Genomic DNA, 17925 nt, shown 5'->3' with positions numbered 1-17925 from the left:
GTCAGTGCTCCGGGGTGTCCAGCAGGGCGGCCTCCACCGTGAGACCGGGCCCGAAGGCCAGGGCCACCCAGGGACCGGGGGCCAGGGCGCGGCGCAGCCGCTCCAGGATGAACAGGATCGTGGCCGAGGACATGTTGCCGTGGTCGCGCAGCACGGTTGCGGACACGGCGATGTGCTCCGGCGCCAGATCCAGCGCCGTGGCGCTGGCCTGCAGGATGCGCGGGCCGCCGGGGTGCAGGGCCCAGGCGCCGATGGCGCCGATCTCCAGGCCGTGCCCGTGCAGCCAGCGCTCCAGCCAGGGGCGCAGGTGGGCCGCCACCGCCGCCGGCACCCGCGGCGAGAGGCCCATGGCGAAGCCGTGGTCGCCGATCGTCCACGACATCAGCTCCGCCGTGCCCGGGATCACGGTGGAGCCCGAGGCCAGCACCCGTGGGCCCTCGGCGCCGCCGGCGCTGAGTACCAGGGCCGCGGCCCCATCGGCGAACAGGGCGTTGGCCACCACCTTCTCCGGATCCCAGCCGTAGTGCAGATGCAGGCTGCAGAGTTCCACCGAACACAGCAGCACGCAGGCCTGGGGATCGGCTTCCACGAAGGCCCGTGCCACGCGCAGGCCGTTGAGGGCGCCGTGGCAGCCCATGAAGCCCACGTGGGTGCGCTCCACGTCGGCGTCCAGCTCCAGCTGGCCGATCAGCTCCAGGTCGAATCCCGGCGCCTGAAAGCCGGTGCAGCTCACGGTCACCAGATGGGTGATGCGCCCCGGGTGAATCCCGGCGTCGGCCAGGGCGCGCCGTGACGCCGCCAGGGCCAGCGCCGGCGCGTGACGCGCGAAGCGCAGCATGCGCTCCTCCGTGGAGGGATTGCGCTCGCCGTAGAAGGGCAGCCGCGCGGCGACCGGCCGCTGCGGCTCGCCGCTCTCCAGCAGCACGCTGTGGCGGCGCTGCACCCGGCTGCGGCGCTGGATGCGCTCCACCAGCGCCGCGCGCGCGCGCGAATCGGCGCTGAAGCGCCGGGCCAGGGCGATGGCGTCGCCCTGGTTCACGCCATGGGCCGGCAGGGCGGTGCCGATGCCGCGGATGCTCACGCCCATGGCAGGGTTGCGGGCAAGGGGCAGGGGGCCGGGGCCGATGGCGGCTCGTTGAGCGCGCGGATCAGCCGGCGGGGCAGCGGCGGCAGGCGGTTGGCCAGGGCGAACAGGGCGGCGGCCGTGGCCGGCCGGCGCAGCAGAGCCGTCACGGCCCGGCAGAGCCGCTGGCGCCGCCCCAGCCGCCGCCGCAACGTGCGCACCCACAGGCGCTCCAGGGCCGGATCCCAGCCCCGCACCCCCTGCAGCACCAGGGGCGTGGCGGCGGCGGCGGCGGTGAGGGCCCAGCCCATGCCCTCGCCGGTGAACGGCTCCACGTAGCCGGCCGCGTCGCCGAGCACCAGGAAGCGTTCCCCCGCCAGGGGAGTGGCCTGCCGCGTCAGCGCCGGCGTGCCCTGCCAGCGGGCTCCGGCCAGGCCCGCCGGAACGGCGAAGCCGGCCTGCTCCAGCACCTGGGCGGCGGCGGCGGCCGGTCCGCCGGCGCTGGCCAGCAGGGCGCGATCGAAGGCGGCCGCCAGGTCGAGGCGGCCGTCCTCCAGCCGCACCAGCCCCACATAGCCCTGGCGCCCCACGGCCATGTGGATGCGTTCCGGCTCGTAGCCGTCGCTGGTGGCGGGCAGCAGGCAGCCGGCCCCCACCCGTGAGCGGGGCTGGATGCGCACGCCGGTGCCGGGTTCACCATCGAGGCAGCGGTGGGCCAGCCCCGCCGCCACCAGCACCACGGCGGCGTGCACCTGCCGCTGCTCACGGCTGCCGCCGGCACGCAGGTGCACGCCGCGCCAGCCCGCCGTGGCCGGCCCCAGCCGGGCGGACGTGTGGGGCAGGAAGCTGGCCCCGGCGCTGACCGCCGCCCGCACCAGGGCCTGATCGAAGCGCTGCCGCGACAGGGCCCGGCCGTCGGGCAGGGGGAAGTCAGCCTGGCGGCCCCCCAGCCCGACGCGGATCCCCCGCAGCGGTACACCGCCCTGGCGCTCGATCAGCTCGCCCAGCCCCAGGGCCTCGAGCACGGCCCGGGCCTGGCCGTTGAGACAGCAGCCGCACACCTTCCAGCGCGGGAAGCGGCGTTTCTCCACCAGCAGCACCCGCAGACCCCGCCGGGCCAGATCGAAGGATGCCAGGGCCCCGGCCGGGCCGGCGCCCACCACCACCACGTCCCAGTGGGGGGTGTCGCCGTGATCGGGCTCGCTGCCGGGGCCGGCGCCGACGGAACCCATCTCAACCCCGGCTCCAGCTGAGAAGGTAACGCTCGGGCCAGCAGCGCCGCAGCCGTGCGCCCGCCAGTCCTGCCCGCTCGGCCATGGCGGCCACCTCGGCCAGCCGGAACGCCCCCCGCACCGACAGCGGCCCGTCGGTGTGCACCACCGGCGAGCGGCTCAGCAGGCGGGTGCCGGCCCAGGCCAGGGCGTAGCCCAGGGGGCTGCGGATGAGGTCGTTCACCAGCACCAGCCGGCGGGCGCGCCGGGCCATCAGGGCCAGCAGCCATTCGGCGTCGTGATCGTCGAGGTGGTGCAGGAACAGTGAACAGAGCACCACGTCGTAGCCCTCCGGATCGGCCCCGTCCGGTCCCTGGGGCCAGGGATCGGCGAGGGCATCGGCCTGGAAGAAACGCACCGCGGCGCCGCGGCGGGCGGCGTTGGCCGCCGCGATCCGCACCGCCTCGGGGTTGAGGTCGCAGCCCTCCACGCTGAGCTGGAGGCCGCGCCGCTGGCCTGCGAGGGCCAGATCGATGGCCGTGTCGCCGCCGCCGCAGGCCAGATCCAGCACCCGCAGGCGCTGGCCGGGCCGGACGGCGGCCAGCGCCTGGATCGGGGCCAGCAGGCTGGCCGAGCAGCGGCTGATGGCGTTGATGCGGCGCAGCCCCGCCAGCGCCCGCTGGTGCTCAGCCGGGTCGAGCCCGGGCTGATCCATCAGCTCCGGCAGGCGTTGCCGCGTCGCCAGCGGGATCGGCATGGCTGGGGTGGGTCGACGCGGGCGCGCCCATGGTGGCGGGCTCAGGACAGGGCCGCGCCGGGCGCGTGCTCGTCCCCCCGCTCCGCCGCGAAGCCGCCCTCCAGGGGCTCAGCGCTGATGCCCTCCACCTCGCGCAGGTAGCGGGCCAGGCCGTCGCTGTTGCCGTGGGTTACGTACACCTGGCGGGCGCCGCTGTCCTTCACGCTCTGGATCAGGCCGGGCCAGTCGGCATGGTCGCTCATCACGAAGCCGCGCTCGTAGCCGCGCCGGCGGCGGGCGCCGCGCACGGCCATCCAGCCGCTCACGAAGGCCGTCTGCGGCAGGCGGAAGCGCTTCATCCACGGCGAGCGGTGGGCCGACGGCGGCGCGATCACCAGCCGGCCGGCCAGGGAATCGCCCTTGCCGATGGCGCTGGCCGGCAGCGTGGGCGGCATCGCCACCCCCGCCTCCCGGTAGGCCGGCATCAGCGCCTCCACCGCGCCGTGCAACAGGATCTCGTGCCCCTCGGCCCCGGGCTGGCCTGGTGCGCCCACGCCGATGGCGGCCAGTTCGGCGAGCAGCCGCTGGGCCTTGCCGAAGGCGTAGGCGACCAGGATCGAGGGCCGCTCCGGCGCCTGCCGCCACCAGCGCAGGATCTCCGCCGCCACCGCCGCGCCGCTCTGCCAGCGGTAGATCGGCAGAGCGAAGGTGGCCTCGGTGATGAACACATCGGCCCGCACCGGCTCGAAGGGGGTGCAGCTGGGGTCGGCGCAGCGCTTGTAGTCGCCGCTCACCAGCCAGCTCTCGCCACCGGCCTCCAGGCGGATCTGGGCGCTGCCGAGCACGTGGCCGGCGGAGTGGAACGACACGCGGGCATCGCCGATGCGGTGCAGCTGGCCGTAGTCCACCGGGATGAGGTTGATGGTGGCCCCGAGGCGCTGGCGCAGGATCGCCTCGCTGGCGCCGACGGCCCAGTATTCGCCGCAGCCCGGCCGGGCGTGATCCGCGTGGGCATGGGTGATCAGGGCCCGCGGCACCGGCCGCCAGGGATCGATCCAGGCGCCGGCGGCGGGGCAGTGGAGGCCCTGGGGGGTGAGCTGCAGCAGACCGTCGGCGGGCAGGGCCATGGGCTGGGGCGTGACGGCGGCGCGGGCCGTGATCCTGGCCACATCCTGCGTTGACACGCCCCGCCTGCGTGCCTAGGGAGAGGGGGGCCCCCAGGGGCCCCGTGTCTCCTCGCGCCGGGATCCGCCATGACGCTCGACAGCTTCCGCGACGAGCTGGCGGCCACCGCCTGCGCGATCGCCTCCCAGGGAAAGGGCCTGCTGGCGGCCGATGAATCCACCGGCACCATCGGCAAGCGCTTCGCGGCCGTCGGCGTGGAGAACACCGAGGCGAACCGCTGCGCTTACCGCAGCCTGCTGGCCACCGCGCCAGGCCTGGCCGAGGCCATCAGCGGCGTGATTCTCTACGAGGAAACCCTGTTCCAGGACAGCCTCGACGCCAGCGGTGCGCCGGGCCCGCCGATCGTGGAGCTGTTCGAGGGGCAGGGAATCGTGCCCGGCATCAAGGTGGACCAGGGGGTGGAGCCGCTGCCCGGCGGCCTGCCCGGCGAGAGCTGGTGCACCGGCCTCAAGGGTCTGCAGGAACGGGCCGCCCGCTACTACGCCCGCGGCGCGCGCTTCGCCAAGTGGCGCGCCGTGCTGAAGATCACACCGGAGGGTGCGCCGTCGGAGCTGTGCGTGCGCGAGAACGCCTGGGGGTTGGCCCGCTACGCCCGCACCGTGCAGGAGGAGGGCCTGGTGCCGATCGTGGAGCCGGAGATCCTGATGGACGGCGACCACGACCTCGAGACCACCGCCGCCGTGCAGGAGTGGGTGCTGCGCACGGTGTACGAGGCTCTCAGCCGCAACGGCGTGTTTCTGGAGGGGAGCCTGCTCAAGCCCTCGATGACCCTGCCGGGCATGGCCTGCCCCGGTGCGCCCAGCCCTGATCAGGTGGCCGAATTCACCCTGCGCACCCTGGAGCGCACCGTGCCGGTGAGCGTGCCGGCGATCCTGTTTCTCTCCGGCGGCCTCAGCGAGGAGGAGGCCAGCGTGTATCTCAACGCCATCAACCAGACCCTCTCACCGGCGCCCTGGCACCTGGGCTTCTCCTACGGCCGCGCCCTGCAGCAGTCGTGCCTGAAGCACTGGGCCGGCCATGACGTGCACGGGGGGCAGCAGGCGCTGCTGGCCCGGGCGCGAGCCAATGGCCAGGCCGCCCAGGGCTTCTACGTGGCCGGCTCGGAGCCCTCCGACGGCGCTCCCCTGTATGAGGCCAACTACAGCTACTGAGTGTGGGAATGGGGTGGGTGAGGGAATGGCTTGTTTCTGCAGCGTGCTGCTGGATTCCTATCGGAACAGCACCAAGATCGATACTCATGCGCTCAACCGCTGACCACTGGGGATAGACCGCCCAGCCCACACTGTGTAACAGCACGAACAGTTGGTTTGCGGACCCGTGAACCACAGCGAATGGATGGATCCCCGGCATGAGATCGATTGGGGGAACAAGGGTATCGCGAATCAGACGAGCACCGCCCCTCTTGGTTATCGGAAAAGAACTGGGCGATGGCGCTGGTTCACGGAACCATCCAATGACTAGTTATACTGACTAGAAGGGCTTGTGCAAAATAATTATCAGCCCTCATCAAAGGATCCTCATGACTCCCGATAACTCTATTTCGTTTTGGTCAGACTTGTCGACAATTCTCGCGTGCATAACTGCAATAGTTGCTTTGATTATTGGCACAATACAATTCTACTTAACTCAAGCAGCAACCCGTGAGTCGCAGGCGGTAGATCTATTCTTGAAATGGAATGAACTGAACATCGAAGAAGCAGGCATTGGCTCTACGGTACCTCCAAACAATCAGAACGTTAGATCAATCCATTGGTATGGCAACTGCAAAATGGCGATTACAGAGGCGCTGTACGAGGTCTCTCACAGATCGCCATCATGGGTAAAAACCTGTGAATGGATGCTTGAGATGCAGCATGGCTTCATCGTAGAGGGCGGTTTTGATGTAAATACATATTGTCCTAGATTTAGGAAGTTTTGCCGAAGCAGAGGTTACGGTCTTAAATCCTCTTAAAAATGCTAGCCTGAATGCCAGATTTAGTCTAGATAAGTGGTCCAAGGAATTTCGTGGCCGTGTAGGAAGGAGTCATGAATACATCTATCTCTAGCATCTTATTCCTAAACGCGATAGCCGTATAACATCCAGATGCAGAAGACGGGAACTGGGGGCTTGGTTCTATACCGGTATCTCTGCCCGCTTCTGATCTGGAGCGTTAGGCGACAGGCAGTAAACTCGCTTCAAGACGAGCCTGAATCTCAGAGGTGCTCACCTCAGCACCCCCAGCGCAAGCTATCTTTTAAGTGTATGCTACTGAATGCTGTACTTTTCTACAGCATCCTGATTGCGGTCCCAAAAGGAAATGGCTGAAGCTCCTAGCAGGAAAGAGAAACTTGTTGCCGCTTCAGAAGCCGGAAGCCTTCTTGAAGCAGTCTATAGCGCCTTTCGAGATGAACGCAGAGAGCAAGATGACTTGGCGTTAGATCTTGCAGATCTACACAATAATGGACTTGTTGATATCTTCGCGGAGTTTACTAAGCTTGAGGTCAATGCATCAAGCGGGATTGATTTCTTCATTATAAGGCGGATTTTTGAAAAGTCTGTTCCTCATACTCATGCCTCTGTGGGCTGCGTCATGCGGACTGTACTGCAACTGTTCCGATGCGCAGGGCAGGATGGTGCTGCTGGGTCAATCTTTGCTGGCTATATCAACTTTTGCGCGAAAGACTCGCAGCGGCCCCGGGAAGCGCTGAAGCTCATTGAGGCGGATCCAAATCAGTTTGCCGACATGCTTCCTGCAACTATACATGCAGGGTCATTAACTGACAATCCTCACTACCTTGAGGCAGCAATCCGTCTTAGCCAGCATTCAGAAAAGGTCTTGCGCCAGCGTGCCATTACTGCAATGTCACATCTGCAGTGGCAAAATGGGAGCCGTGTACCTGATTCCTTGATCACAGCATTAGAAAGGTCATGCCACGAGGAGGATGACGAAATCCAAGCAGCCGTCATCAAGAGTGCATATACATTATATCAGCAGGATAAAACGCTTGAATTACGCATGATATCGCTGATTGGAGATGCGATTTCCAAGGGAAACGATCTCACTTTGGAGGAGGCTTCAATGCTCTTTGGCTGTCATGCGAATGAAATCCCGATGCCACTCAAGGATATACTCCTTAGGGGATTAATTCGGGTCAACCCCAAGCACCATGTCCTACTCGAGAACATTGATTACGGCCTTGCATGCCTTCTAAAGCAATGCGACAACGAAAAGGCGCTTCTGTTTCTGGAAGAGCTCCTCTTGATGCATCCACAATCACTATCTATTCGCTTATTCGCCACCACTGCCGAGTACATCCGCAGAGATACAGCCCTTCTTAGCAGGGTCATGACACGCTGGTTTCTGAACGGTTCGCCTGTTCTTGGCCAGTCCGTTAAAGAGATGGGAGCAACCCATCATGGTGAAGATCTATTGATCGAGATCGACACCACGCAATTGCAGCAGAATGACTCAGTGCGTATTGTATTCATCGCACGCAAAGCTATTGGCTACTTTTTCCTGCAGCCCGTGACAGCTGCGAGCATTGTCATTTCTCTCATGCGCTACGCATCTGATGAGAAAGCCTTAGAGGAGTTGGCTCAACTCCTTTTTGACCCGCTACTTCTTAGCTATCCAGGATGTGTTGGCGACTATGTAAAAGCACAGTGTCCATCGGAGGCGGGCCAAGTAAAGGAGGAACTGAAGAAAGTGCTGAGTACCATCACTTGCTATCTCGACAAGTTGGCCGGTGTCCCGTCGCTTCCTGCTCTACATCCCAGCCAAACGCAACGAGAGTCGTACAGACGGTATATCTCAGATTTAACTGCAGTGTCTTTTAGGGCTGCTGAGAAGGAATCTTTACTCAGCCTCATCTGCACAAAACAGACGCTACTCTATGGTCGAAAGTCAATATATTTCCAACATACTGCTGCTGGCGAGACCACACGTATGGAGGCCCCTCTCTTGAGCAATCGCGTCGAGATTGAGACGCCCCGGATGGATCCTATTGACCCATATGGATTGGACTTTATCTTGCGTGTCTTTCGTGCTGAACGCATTTGCCAATGAAACTCATCATTAGGGAGTACCTCGCCTCATTGAAGGAGAGGGGTGAGCTTGACGCAGTGCTCCCAGATCTTCTCAGCCAGCTTGGACTAAATGTCTATTCGCGGCCCGCACGAGGCACACGACAAGATGGAGTTGATGTGGGTGCGGTCGGGAGTCTCGACGGAGGGCCTGAGAAAGTTTATCTCCTATCGATTAAGCCGGGGGACCTGACGAGAAGGGATTGGGATGGGAATTCTGCACAGTCTCTTCGGCCATCGTTAAATGAGATTCTAGATTCATACATACCACATCGCATGCCAGCCGAGCATAGGGGCAAAGATGTTGTCATCTGCATTGCTATTGGAGGAGACGTACAGGAGCAAGTTCGACCACTCCTCACAGGCTATATGGCTGAGAATACTAAGTCGTGCATATCATTTGAAGAGTGGAATGGGGACAAGCTGGCTGAACTCATTCAGTCCAGTTTACTTAGCGAGGAATTGCTGCCACAAAATGCCCGAAAAGATATCCGGAAATCACTTGCCATGTTAGACCAGCCGGATGTTTCATGCCGTCACTTCACACAGTTAGTTAAGTCGCTCTCCGACGTTGATAAGCATGGCGACTTAGAGCGTGTCACTGCCATTAGGCAAATGAGTATATGCCTCTGGATCCTGTTTGCTTGGGCTCGTGAGGCAGGCAATATCGAAGCTGCATATCGATCCAGTGAGTTTGCCCTTCTTCATGCGTGGCCTATTGCAAAGAAGTTTGCAGGCCAGAACAATAAGACGAGCCTGGCGGCTACTTCTGCATTCTACTCAATATTCTCTACATACAGCCAGATCTGCAGTGAGTATCTGCATACTATCGTTTTGCCATACGTAGGCACGCTGCATGCAATTTCGGTGGCGGTGCACAGCTCACACAGCATCGACATCAACTTGAAGTTGTTTGACCTTCTTGGCCGTCTTGGGCTCGAAGGACTGTGGGCGCACTGGGGAGCACAGAGATGCCCTAAGGATGAGGAGGGCGCTAAACAGAAGCTGCAGGCAGAGGTAATAAGCTATGCCGAAGCGATCAGACAGCTCATTGCCAATAATCCTGCTCTCCTCCTGCCTGCCAAGGATGAGCAAGCAATTGATATATCGATAGCACTTACTCTCTTGGCTATCAGTGGTGATGGTTTGACTTTCATTCGTAGCTGGCTCACGGAGATCCTTTCGCGGGCAAAGTTCAGTTACGAAGCTAACGGCAAGTATCCGTGCGTTCTTTCCAGCTATACCGAGCTACTTGAGCATCCGAAGTCCCGAGATAGTGAGTACCGTAGAAATGCTACGAGTGCAAGCATCCTTTACCCTGTCATTGCTCTTTGGGCTGCGCTAATTAAGGATGCGCAGCTTTACAGCAATATCGCTAGTCTCAAGCGAGACGTCATGTCGCACTGCACCTTTCAACTCTGGTATCCAGACGAGACTTCCGAGGCGAACTACTACAGAAACGATGAAGTACACGGCGCCACCCTTGCAAACTTAGATTTTGACAAGCCTGTTTCAGATTTTCTAGACCAAGTATTTCGGGAGTGTGACGAAACGCCGCACTTCCAAGAGCTTTCTGCGGTTAGATATGGCTGGTGGCCACTAATCGTTGTTGCCTGTCGCCTCTACCGCCTTCCATTGCCACTTCACATCCTTCAAGGCCTTAGGGAGAATGGAAGAAAAGATTGTGCTATTTCGGCTGATGAGATTGCATAGGTTGGGCAAATACAAGCCTCTTCCCAATTTTGATTCCCTAACATCAAGATTCAGAAGACGGGAGCGGCAAGGCTCATTTGTCGCCTATACTCAGGCCCGCTTCTGATCTGGGGCGTTAGCTACTGAACGAGGTCTCCATGAAGCTCTTCGACCGATTCATTCAAAGGCCCCTTGCCCCTTCCGGCACCAAGCGAGTGCTCCCTGAGCTTTGTGGTGTCATGACTGCCCATCAGGCATGGGCTACTGCTGCTCCGATCGTCAAGGCAATGGATCGACAGGCGAGATTGACGTTCATTGCGAGTGGCCTTGATCTAAACGAGAAGGGCTGCTCGCTGTCCTGGGAGTTCATCTTCATTCTTCCCGAGCGCAATGTCAACGTGGTGCTGAGTCTTGAGCCGGATCCGCAGTCTGAGGATGTCGATGGCTCTCCTTGCATTTTAATCCAGCGCATCAATCAGGCAGCGGCCATTGATGCAAGCAGGCCGACTTTACCGGATGGGTTTCGAGACTCTCCGGATGTCGTGGCGGAGTTCATCGCCCATGGAGTGGACTTTGTGGCTGGCCCCAGTGATATAAAACTCGAGGGCCGTGTGCTTCCGTCTGGCGAGGCGGTATGGGTGACCTACTACTGGGATCAGGAGTACAGCACATCATTCCTACCAAAGTGCGGCTGATGCCTTGTTCGGTGCCACAGGATCGTGCCATCAGCCTGAGGTGCAGGATCGCTTCAGTGGTGTCGACCACGCAGCTGCAGCTGCATTTCAGGGAGCGGAGTAGCCAAACTCCACCCCAGCCGGCAGCCAGTGGCGGTGGCTGCTGGTGTCGTAGATGAACCAGGGCTCGGTGCGGCTGAAGTCGTCCCTGCCGGTGCCGGTGAGCACCCAGGTGATGAACCGGGCCGCCAGGGCGCACGGGATCAGATTCGCTTGGTTCTGCCGGAAGAACGTGGCGAGGGGAAAGCCCTCCGGATCAGGCGCTCGCAGATCGGCCTGCATCCCGGTGTCCACTTCGCCAGGGATGAGTTCGCCCACCGCCAGCGTGACCGGCAACTCCAGCCGCAGGCTCTTGCTGATCGCGTGCAAGGCGTGCTTGCTCATGCAGTAGAGGGACAGGCCCGGGAAGCTCTCGTGCGCGGAACGGGTGGAGAGATTCAGCACCCGGCCGCCGTTCACCATCAGCGGGGCCAGGCCCGTCGCCAGGCGTGCCGGTGCCACCGCCATCAAGGTGAAGGCGTCGAGCATCGCCTCACAGCCGTGATCGGCCAGGGGGCCCAGCGGCGTCACGGCGCCGGCGCCATTCACCAGGGCGGCCAGGGGCTTCGCGTCCAGGGCCTCCCGCATGGCGCTGATGGCGGCCTCGATGCCGCGCGGCGTGCTCAGATCGGCCACCACCTCGCTCAGGTCTGCGCCGTTCCCCATCGCCTCCACCAGGCCCGGCCGCCGCACCACCGCGATCACCTCGCGTCCCTCGGCCAGCAGCAGGTCCACCAGGTCGCGCCCCAGCCCCCGGCTGGCACCCGTCACCACGATCACCCCTGGCGGCAGGTGCACCGCTGGATCGCCCAGCGTTGGCTCGCTCACCTCTCCGTTCTCCATGACTTCAGAGCACGCCCACGCCCAGGGCCACCTCGATCACCGTGAGCCCCACCAGACCCGCCAGACCCGCCAGGGCGAGAAGCGTCGGCAGACCGGACAACCCCATGTGACCTCCTGGCGAACCCCATCTCGGGAGTTTCTAAAGGAAATCTAAAGGTGTCTTGGCGGCGAGGGCTACCGCCTCCCGCATCGCATGACTTCGTCACATGCCGCTTCGCCCATCTGCCGGGCTGTCAGCGGCTCATCTCCAGCATCCGCTGGATCGGCGCCAGCGCCCGCTGGCGCAGCGCCTCGTCCATCTCGATCGCCGGGGCCATGTCCCGCAGGCACAGCCACAGCTTCTCCAGGGTGTTCAGGCGCATGTAGGGGCAGGCGTTGCAGCTGCAGCCATCGGCGCCGGGCACCTCGAAGAACGGCTTGCCCGGCACCTTCAGGCGCATCTGGTGCAGGATCCCCGGCTCGGTGAGCACGATGAAGCTCTGGGCCGGGCTCGCCTCGGCCCGGTGCAGCAGCTTGCTGGTGGAGCCGATGAAGTCGGCCAGATCGAGGAGGTGCTGCTGGCACTCCGGGTGGGCCAGCACCTCGGCCTCCGGGTGCTCCAGCTTCAGCTGCAGCAGCGCCTGCTCGCTGAAGGCCACGTGCACCTGGCAGCTGCCGGGCCAGAGGGTGAGCTCGCGGCCGCTCTGGGCCTGCACCCAGCGGCCCAGGTTTTCGTCGGGGCCGAACAGGATCGGCCGGTCGGCCGGCAGCTGCTTCACCAGATCCACGGCGTTGCTGCTGGTGCAGATCAGGTCGCTGTGGGCCTTCACCGCCGCCGAGCAGTTGATGTAGCTCACGGCGATGTGCTCGGGATGCTCGGCCCGGAACGCCGCGAAGGCGTCGGCGGGGCAGGCGTCGGCCAGGGAGCAGCCGGCCGCCAGGTCCGGCAGCAGCACCGTCTTGGTGGGGTTGAGGATCTTGGCCGTCTCGGCCATGAAGTGCACGCCGCAGAACACGATCACGTCGGCGTCGGTGCTGGCCGCCTTGCGGGCCAGCTCCAGGGAGTCGCCGATGAAATCCGCCACGTCCTGGATGGCGTCGTCCTGGTAGTAGTGCGCCAGGATCACGGCGTTGCGCTCGCGCCGCAGCCGCTCGATGTCGGCGCGCAGATCCTGGGGATGGCGGGGCGGGCTGGCGACGCTGCCGGTGCCTGTGTTCTGGATGGCTGCGAAAACCAACCGCGGTCCTCAACGGGGCAGGATGAGCAAGCCTAGGCAGGGGTGCATGACGGTCCAGCGCCTGGCGGTGGTGGGAGATCCGCACGGCGCCTGGGATGGGAGCGATGCCGCCGTGCTGGCGCGCGTCGCCCCCGATGCCCTGCTGGTGGTGGGCGATCTCAGCGACGGCCAGCCGCGCATTCCGGCCCTGCTGCGGCGCCAGGACTTGCCCACCGCCTGCATCCTCGGCAACCACGACGCCGGCCGCGATCCCTCCGGCCGCACCCTGCGGCGCCAGATCGATGCGCTGGGCGAGATCCACTGCGGCTGGGGGCTGAGGGAACTGCGGCCCCCCGGCCTGGCGGTGGTGGGCGCCCGGCCCGGCACCGCCGGTGGTGGCTTCCACCTCTCGCGGGCGGTGCAGGCGGCGTTCGGACCGCTCAGCCTCGAGGAGTCGGCGGAGCGGATCACGGCGGCGGCGCTCCGCGCCGATCCGGCCCTGCCGCTGGTGGTGCTGGCCCACTGCGGCCCCGCCGGCCTGGGCAGCACCGCCGCCGATCCCTGCGGCCGCGACTGGAAGAAGCCCGCCTGCGACTGGGGCGACCAGGACCTGGCCGTGGCCATCCGCCGGATCCAGGCCCTGCGCCCGCTGCCGCTGGTGGTGTTCGGCCACATGCACCACCAGCTGCGGCGGGGCCTCGGCGTGCGCCGCAGCCTCTGCGTGGACCGCAGCGGCACGGTGTACCTGAACGCGGCCAGCGTGCCCCGCCACGGCGTCGACGCCGCCGGCCGCGACCTGCGCCACTTCAGCTGGGTGGAGCTGGAGGTGTCCGACCCATGGCGCCCCCGGGTGCTGAGCGCCAGCCACCGCTGGTTCGGACTGGATGGCCGTCTCCTTTATATGGAGCGCCTGCACTGCGACGACCGTCCGCGCCCGTCCGCCTCGGAGCTGCCCCTGCCGTGCTGATCCTCGCCTGCATCAGCAGCCATGGCTATGGCCATGGCTCCCGCACCGCCGCCGTGCTCACGGCCCTGCACCGGCTGCGGCCCCACTGGCGCCTGGTGCTCTCCACCGCCCTGCCGCCCCCCTTCCTGGCCACGGCCTTCGGGCCGGTGCCATACCACCAGCGCCCCTGCCGCTGGGACGTGGGGGTGGTGCAGGCCGACGCCCTCGGCTGTGATCCCGCGGCCACCCTCGCGGCCCTGGAGGATCTGCAGCACGCCCTGCCCGCCCAGCTGGAGCGCGAGCTGGCCTGGCTGCGTTCCCAGCAGGGGCCGGTGCTTGTGCTGGCTGACGTGCCCCCCGCGGCGGCGCTGCTGGCCGAGGGCCTCGGGGCGCCGCTGATCTGGCTGGCCAGCTTCGGCTGGGATGCCATCTACGCACCCTTCGGCGCCTCCTTCGCCCCCTGGGTGCAGCGCAGCCGCAGCCTCTACGGCCACGGCCGGCTGCTGCTGCACTGCCCGCTCTCGCTGCCGATGCCCTGGGGGGTGCCGGAACTCCGCATCGGACTCACGGCCGGCGAGCCGCGCCTCGACGGGGCCGCCCTGGCCCGGGAGCTGGCTCTGCATCCCGAGCGGGATCGCAACGTGCTGATCAGCTTCGGCGGGCTGGGGCTGCCCCTGGACCCGGGGCTGCTGGCGCGCTGGCCCGATCATGTGTTCGTGGGGCACGACCCGGTGCTGGGCCAGGCGGCCAACGGGCGGGTGCTGCCGGCGGCGGTGCGCCCCCTGGAGCTGATGGGCCACTGCGGCCGGCTGATCACCAAGCCCGGCTACAGCAGCTTCTGCGAGGCCATGCGCTACGGGGTGGGCACTCACCTGGTGCAGCGGCGGGGCTTCGCCGAGGCGCCGGTGCTGGAGCGCGAGCTGCAGCGCCACGGCCGCCACCGGCTGCTCAGCCAGGCCCAGATGCGCTGCGGCGACTGGGAACTGCACCGTCCGCTTCTCGATCCCAAGGAGGGACCGCTGCCCGGCGACGGGGCACGCCAGGCGGCCGAGGCGATCGTGGCCCTGGGGTCGGATCTGGAGTGATCAGCAGATTCGATCAGTCCACCGCCCCTGATCGGCGTTTCTGTTGTGCTGAGAGCTCACTTTCTTGTGGTGGCGGTGATTTCAACCGTTCGGCGTGATTGTTGATACGAGTGGACGCTTGTTCGATTGGCACATATCCAATCTCGGCCGCGGTGTCCTTTAGGCAAATTGCTGCGCAACCTTTTTGTTGTCAGGTTTGGTTCACTTCGCCAAAGCAACAGCAATCCTCGGCCTGATCGGCGCCTCCCCGGTGTCCGCGCTCGCCCTGGCGCCCGCCGCCTCGGCCACCCAGGTGGCCGCACCCGGCTACGCGATGCCCAGCTCCCAGCAGGTGGACGATCCCTCCGGGGTGTCCGTGGCGTTGTCGGTGCCTCTGCCGCCTCCTGCTCCCCGCATCTTCGCGATCACGCCGGAGCGCCGGGCCCTGCTCAACACCATCCGTTACGCGGAGGGCACCTGGGCCAACGGTGATGACCGCGGCTACTGGATCATGTTCGGGGGCGGCCTGATGCCCTCCCTCGACCGGCACCCCGACCGGGTGGTGCGCAGCGCCCGCTACGCCAGCGCCGCCGCCGGGGCCTACCAGTTCATGCCGCCCACCTGGGCGATGGTCAGCCGCTCCCTCGGCTTCCGCACCCACGGCCCCGACGCCTTCGGTCCCCAGGTGCAGGATCAGGCGGCCATCTACCTGGTGCAGCGCCGTGGCGCCCTGGCCCTCGCCGATCGCGGTGAGTTCACCCCCGAACTGGCCAACCGCCTGGCGCCGGAGTGGGCCTCCTTCCCCACCCTGGCCGGCCGCAGCTTCTACGGCCAGCCCGTGAAGCGCTACGACGAGCTGCGCCGCTTCTATGAGGCCAACCTCCAGCAGCTGCGGGCTCAGGCCCGTGCCCGCCAGGAGGCGGCCCTGCTGGCGGCCGCCGCCAGGGCCGAGACCGCCACCAGGGCCGAGCAGGAGCCGGCCTGCGCCCCCGCCAGTTCCCTGCGCTGCCGTCTTGAGGCCCTCGACAGCGTCGGCCCCCGCTCCCGCGCCGGCGAGCTGGGCCGCAGCTGAGCGCCGCTCAGCTCTCGCCGCCGCTGACCCTGGTGCGCCCCACCGTGTTCTGGGCGATCAGGTAGGCGGCGGCGATCGCCCCGGCGAATCCCAGGGCATTGCGCAGCAGCGGCAGCACGTCGCTGGTGCGGGTCACGATCGGCGCCACGCCGAACACCCCGAACAGGATCACCCACAGGGGTGAGAGCAGGAGCACCCAGGCCCACTCCACGCTGCGGCCGGGCTGGCGGGGGTAGGCGGCGAAGCCCACGATCAGGCCCCCCAGGATCGAGGTGGCCAGGGTGAGCACCCACTGCTCCTGGGGCAGGCCCGGCACCACCTGGCAGCCGCCCCGCTCCAGGCAGGTCTCCACCGCGCCCAGCGCGTCGATGATGGCGCCGTCCTCGCCGTGGTCGCGCACGTAGTACTGGTTGCCGAAGCGGGTCTGCAGCTCCACCCAGTAGGTGCGGGGCATCAGTGCGAACAGAGCGTCGCCCACGTTGAAGTTGAGCAGGTTGCCGCCGCGGGGATCGGCCACCAGCAGCAGCGAGCGCTCGTCCAGGTTCCAGAAGTCCTTCACCGCCAGCCCCGGGGTGCGCTCGTACTGGGTGAGCACCCGCAGCTTCCAGCCGCTCTCGGCCTCCACGGCGCTGAGGTGGTGTTCCAGCTCCGTGCGCTGGGCGTCGGTGAAGGCCCGGGCCAGGTCGATCACGGGGGTGGGGTGATCGGGCAGCAGTTCCGGGTTGTCGGCGGCCAGGGCCGGGCCGGCCCAGCCGCCCAGGGCCAGCAGAACCGCAAGCGCCGCCGGCATCAGCACCGCCGACACCCTTGCCGCCCAAGCGGCCGCCAACCCACCCATGCACCTGCTCCGGAGAGGATGCATTCTCCCTGAGCTGGCCCCTGCGTCGTGACCGTTCCCGGCTGGTTGCAACGGCGCCTGGCGGCCGCCGGCGGCGCCGTGCCCTTCTCCACCTACATGGACTGGGTGCTGCACGACCCGGACCACGGCGCCTACGGCTCCGGGCGGCTGCGGATCGGCCCGCGGGGGGACTTCGCCACAGCCCCCTCCCTGGGCGCCGACTTCGCGGCCCTGCTGGCGTCCCAGCTGGCCGAGTGGCTGAGCGAGCTGGCGGCCACCGCTCCCGGCCCGCTGGCGCTGGTGGAAGCCGGGCCCGGCGAGGGCAGCCTGGCGGCCGATCTGGCGGCGGCCCTGGCGGCGGGCTGGCCCGACCTGGCCGCCCGCTGCGAGCTGGTGCTGGTGGAGCCCAACCCGGGCATGGCGGCCCGCCAGCGCCAACGCCTGGCCGCCTGTCCGCTGCCCTGCCGCTGGAGCGGCTTCGCCGAGCTGGCCGCCGCTCCGGTGCGCGGGGTGCTGCTGGCCCATGAGGTGCTCGACGCCCTGCCGGTGGAGCGGATCTGCTGGGACGGGGAGGACTGGCGGCGCCAGCGGGTGGTGCTGGCGGGCGGCAGTGACGGCGGCGAAGCGCTGCTGCGTCTGCAGCCCGGGGAGCGCCTGGAGGCCGGCCTGCGTCCTGCGCTCGCCGGCCTCGGCCTCGACCCGCCCGGTCCGCGGCTCGGGCCGGGCTGGACCACCGAGCTGCATCCGGGCCTGGCCCCCTGGCTGCAGCAGGCGGCAGCCGCCCTCGGCGACGGCTGGCTGCTGGTGATCGACTACGCCCTCGAGGCCAGCCGCTACTACGCCCCGGCCCGGGCCCAGGGCACGCTGATGGCCTACCGCCACCAGCAGGCCAGCGGCGATCCCCTGCAGCAGCCCGGCAGCTGGGATCTCACCGCCCACCTCTGCATCGACAGTCTGGAGCGGGAGGCCGGGGCCAGCGGCTGGCGGCCCCTGGGCCACTGCCGCCAGGGCCAGGCCCTGCTCGCCCTGGGGCTGGCCGAGCGACTCCACGGGCTGCAGCAGCTCCCCGGCGCTGCGCTGGCCCAGGCCCTGGCCCGCCGGGAGGCGCTGCTGCGCCTGGTGGACCCCCACGCCCTGGGCGATTTCCGCTGGCTGGCCTTCGCCCGCGGCACCGCCCCGGGGGTGCCCCGCTTCCTGCGCGATCCCAGCGCCCCCTTCTGACCCAACGGCCAGTGGGCGCGGC

At 66.5% G+C, this 17925-nt stretch carries 15 protein-coding genes; 8 read left to right on the top strand and 7 right to left on the bottom strand.

Features of this window, described 5'->3' with window-relative positions:
- Position 1: 1 nt before the first annotated feature.
- From KBY90_RS06420 to KBY90_RS06405, 4 genes are read right to left on the bottom strand one after another with little or no spacing between them, the layout of a single operon-like run.
- A complete protein-coding gene (locus KBY90_RS06420; RefSeq protein ID WP_254967678.1) occupies positions 2-1087 on the bottom strand; it encodes a type III polyketide synthase in 1086 nt (361 codons plus the stop codon).
- The gene (locus tag KBY90_RS06415; protein ID WP_254967677.1) at positions 1078-2295 is read right to left on the bottom strand and encodes an NAD(P)/FAD-dependent oxidoreductase; all 1218 of its coding nucleotides are present in this window, start codon (positions 2293-2295) and stop codon (positions 1078-1080) included. Before KBY90_RS06415 ends, KBY90_RS06420 begins: the two co-directional genes overlap by 10 nt.
- Position 2296: 1 nt before the next feature.
- Entirely contained in the window at positions 2297-3031 is a 735-nt protein-coding gene (locus KBY90_RS06410) for a methyltransferase domain-containing protein (RefSeq protein WP_254967676.1), read from the bottom strand.
- A gap of 41 nt (positions 3032-3072) precedes the next feature.
- Complete coding sequence (locus KBY90_RS06405) at positions 3073-4137, bottom strand: ligase-associated DNA damage response exonuclease (protein WP_254967804.1); 1065 nt, start codon at positions 4135-4137, stop codon at positions 3073-3075.
- Positions 4138-4263: 126 nt separating this feature from the next.
- Between KBY90_RS06405 and KBY90_RS06400 the strand changes: the two genes are divergently transcribed.
- From KBY90_RS06400 to KBY90_RS06385, 4 genes are all read left to right on the top strand, one after another.
- Entirely contained in the window at positions 4264-5346 is a 1083-nt protein-coding gene (locus KBY90_RS06400) for a class I fructose-bisphosphate aldolase (protein ID WP_254967675.1), read from the top strand.
- 1146 nt (positions 5347-6492) lie between these two features.
- The gene (locus tag KBY90_RS06395; RefSeq protein ID WP_254967674.1) at positions 6493-8241 is read left to right on the top strand and encodes a hypothetical protein; all 1749 of its coding nucleotides are present in this window, start codon (positions 6493-6495) and stop codon (positions 8239-8241) included.
- Positions 8238-9971: a hypothetical protein gene (locus KBY90_RS06390; RefSeq protein WP_254967673.1), complete on the top strand. Its 1734-nt coding sequence runs from the start codon at positions 8238-8240 to the stop codon at positions 9969-9971. Before KBY90_RS06395 ends, KBY90_RS06390 begins: the two co-directional genes overlap by 4 nt.
- Before the next feature lie 137 nt (positions 9972-10108).
- A complete protein-coding gene (locus KBY90_RS06385) occupies positions 10109-10645 on the top strand; it encodes a hypothetical protein (protein WP_254967672.1) in 537 nt (178 codons plus the stop codon).
- Positions 10646-10732: 87 nt separating this feature from the next.
- On the opposite strand, the gene KBY90_RS06380 is transcribed toward KBY90_RS06385, so the two are convergent.
- Positions 10733-11566, bottom strand: a complete 834-nt coding sequence (locus tag KBY90_RS06380) for an SDR family NAD(P)-dependent oxidoreductase (protein ID WP_254967671.1) — start codon at positions 11564-11566, stop codon at positions 10733-10735.
- Positions 11567-11799: 233 nt separating this feature from the next.
- Entirely contained in the window at positions 11800-12783 is a 984-nt protein-coding gene (gene nadA / locus KBY90_RS06375; protein ID WP_396122547.1) for a quinolinate synthase NadA, read from the bottom strand.
- 46 nt (positions 12784-12829) lie between these two features.
- Between nadA and KBY90_RS06370 the strand changes: the two genes are divergently transcribed.
- The 3 genes from KBY90_RS06370 to KBY90_RS06360 all read left to right on the top strand — a co-directional run bounded on the left by KBY90_RS06370 (position 12830) and on the right by KBY90_RS06360 (position 15844).
- Entirely contained in the window at positions 12830-13729 is a 900-nt protein-coding gene (locus tag KBY90_RS06370) for a TIGR04168 family protein (RefSeq protein WP_254967670.1), read from the top strand.
- The gene (locus KBY90_RS06365; protein ID WP_254967669.1) at positions 13723-14793 is read left to right on the top strand and encodes a hypothetical protein; all 1071 of its coding nucleotides are present in this window, start codon (positions 13723-13725) and stop codon (positions 14791-14793) included. The genes KBY90_RS06370 and KBY90_RS06365 overlap by 7 nt, the downstream gene beginning before the upstream one ends.
- A gap of 250 nt (positions 14794-15043) precedes the next feature.
- The gene (locus tag KBY90_RS06360) at positions 15044-15844 is read left to right on the top strand and encodes an endolysin (RefSeq protein ID WP_254967668.1); all 801 of its coding nucleotides are present in this window, start codon (positions 15044-15046) and stop codon (positions 15842-15844) included.
- Positions 15845-15851: 7 nt separating this feature from the next.
- On the opposite strand, the gene KBY90_RS06355 is transcribed toward KBY90_RS06360, so the two are convergent.
- Positions 15852-16634: a TPM domain-containing protein gene (locus tag KBY90_RS06355; protein ID WP_254967801.1), complete on the bottom strand. Its 783-nt coding sequence runs from the start codon at positions 16632-16634 to the stop codon at positions 15852-15854.
- Between the two features lie 96 nt (positions 16635-16730).
- On the opposite strand from KBY90_RS06355, the gene KBY90_RS06350 reads away from it, so the two are divergent.
- Positions 16731-17903: an SAM-dependent methyltransferase gene (locus tag KBY90_RS06350; protein ID WP_254967667.1), complete on the top strand. Its 1173-nt coding sequence runs from the start codon at positions 16731-16733 to the stop codon at positions 17901-17903.
- Positions 17904-17925: the final 22 nt, after the last annotated feature.

Origin of the sequence: Cyanobium sp. CH-040 (assembly GCF_024346135.1) — a bacterium.
GTDB lineage: Bacteria > Cyanobacteriota > Cyanobacteriia > PCC-6307 > Cyanobiaceae > NIES-981.
This window is presented reverse-complemented; position numbering and strand designations above follow the sequence as displayed.

Excerpts from the sequence above, each read along its gene's own strand:
- KBY90_RS06420 (WP_254967678.1), bottom strand. The coding sequence starts at position 1,087 with ATGGGCGTGAGCATCCGCGGCATCGGCACCGCCCTGCCGGCCCATGGC.
- KBY90_RS06415 (WP_254967677.1), bottom strand. The coding sequence starts at position 2,295 with ATGGGTTCCGTCGGCGCCGGCCCCGGCAGCGAGCCCGATCACGGCGAC.
- KBY90_RS06410 (WP_254967676.1), bottom strand. The coding sequence starts at position 3,031 with ATGCCGATCCCGCTGGCGACGCGGCAACGCCTGCCGGAGCTGATGGAT.
- KBY90_RS06405 (WP_254967804.1), bottom strand. The coding sequence starts at position 4,137 with ATGGCCCTGCCCGCCGACGGTCTGCTGCAGCTCACCCCCCAGGGCCTC.
- KBY90_RS06400 (WP_254967675.1), top strand. The coding sequence starts at position 4,264 with ATGACGCTCGACAGCTTCCGCGACGAGCTGGCGGCCACCGCCTGCGCG.
- KBY90_RS06395 (WP_254967674.1), top strand. The coding sequence starts at position 6,493 with ATGGCTGAAGCTCCTAGCAGGAAAGAGAAACTTGTTGCCGCTTCAGAA.
- KBY90_RS06390 (WP_254967673.1), top strand. The coding sequence starts at position 8,238 with ATGAAACTCATCATTAGGGAGTACCTCGCCTCATTGAAGGAGAGGGGT.
- KBY90_RS06385 (WP_254967672.1), top strand. The coding sequence starts at position 10,109 with ATGAAGCTCTTCGACCGATTCATTCAAAGGCCCCTTGCCCCTTCCGGC.
- KBY90_RS06380 (WP_254967671.1), bottom strand. The coding sequence starts at position 11,566 with ATGGAGAACGGAGAGGTGAGCGAGCCAACGCTGGGCGATCCAGCGGTG.
- KBY90_RS06370 (WP_254967670.1), top strand. The coding sequence starts at position 12,830 with ATGACGGTCCAGCGCCTGGCGGTGGTGGGAGATCCGCACGGCGCCTGG.
- KBY90_RS06355 (WP_254967801.1), bottom strand. The coding sequence starts at position 16,634 with ATGCCGGCGGCGCTTGCGGTTCTGCTGGCCCTGGGCGGCTGGGCCGGC.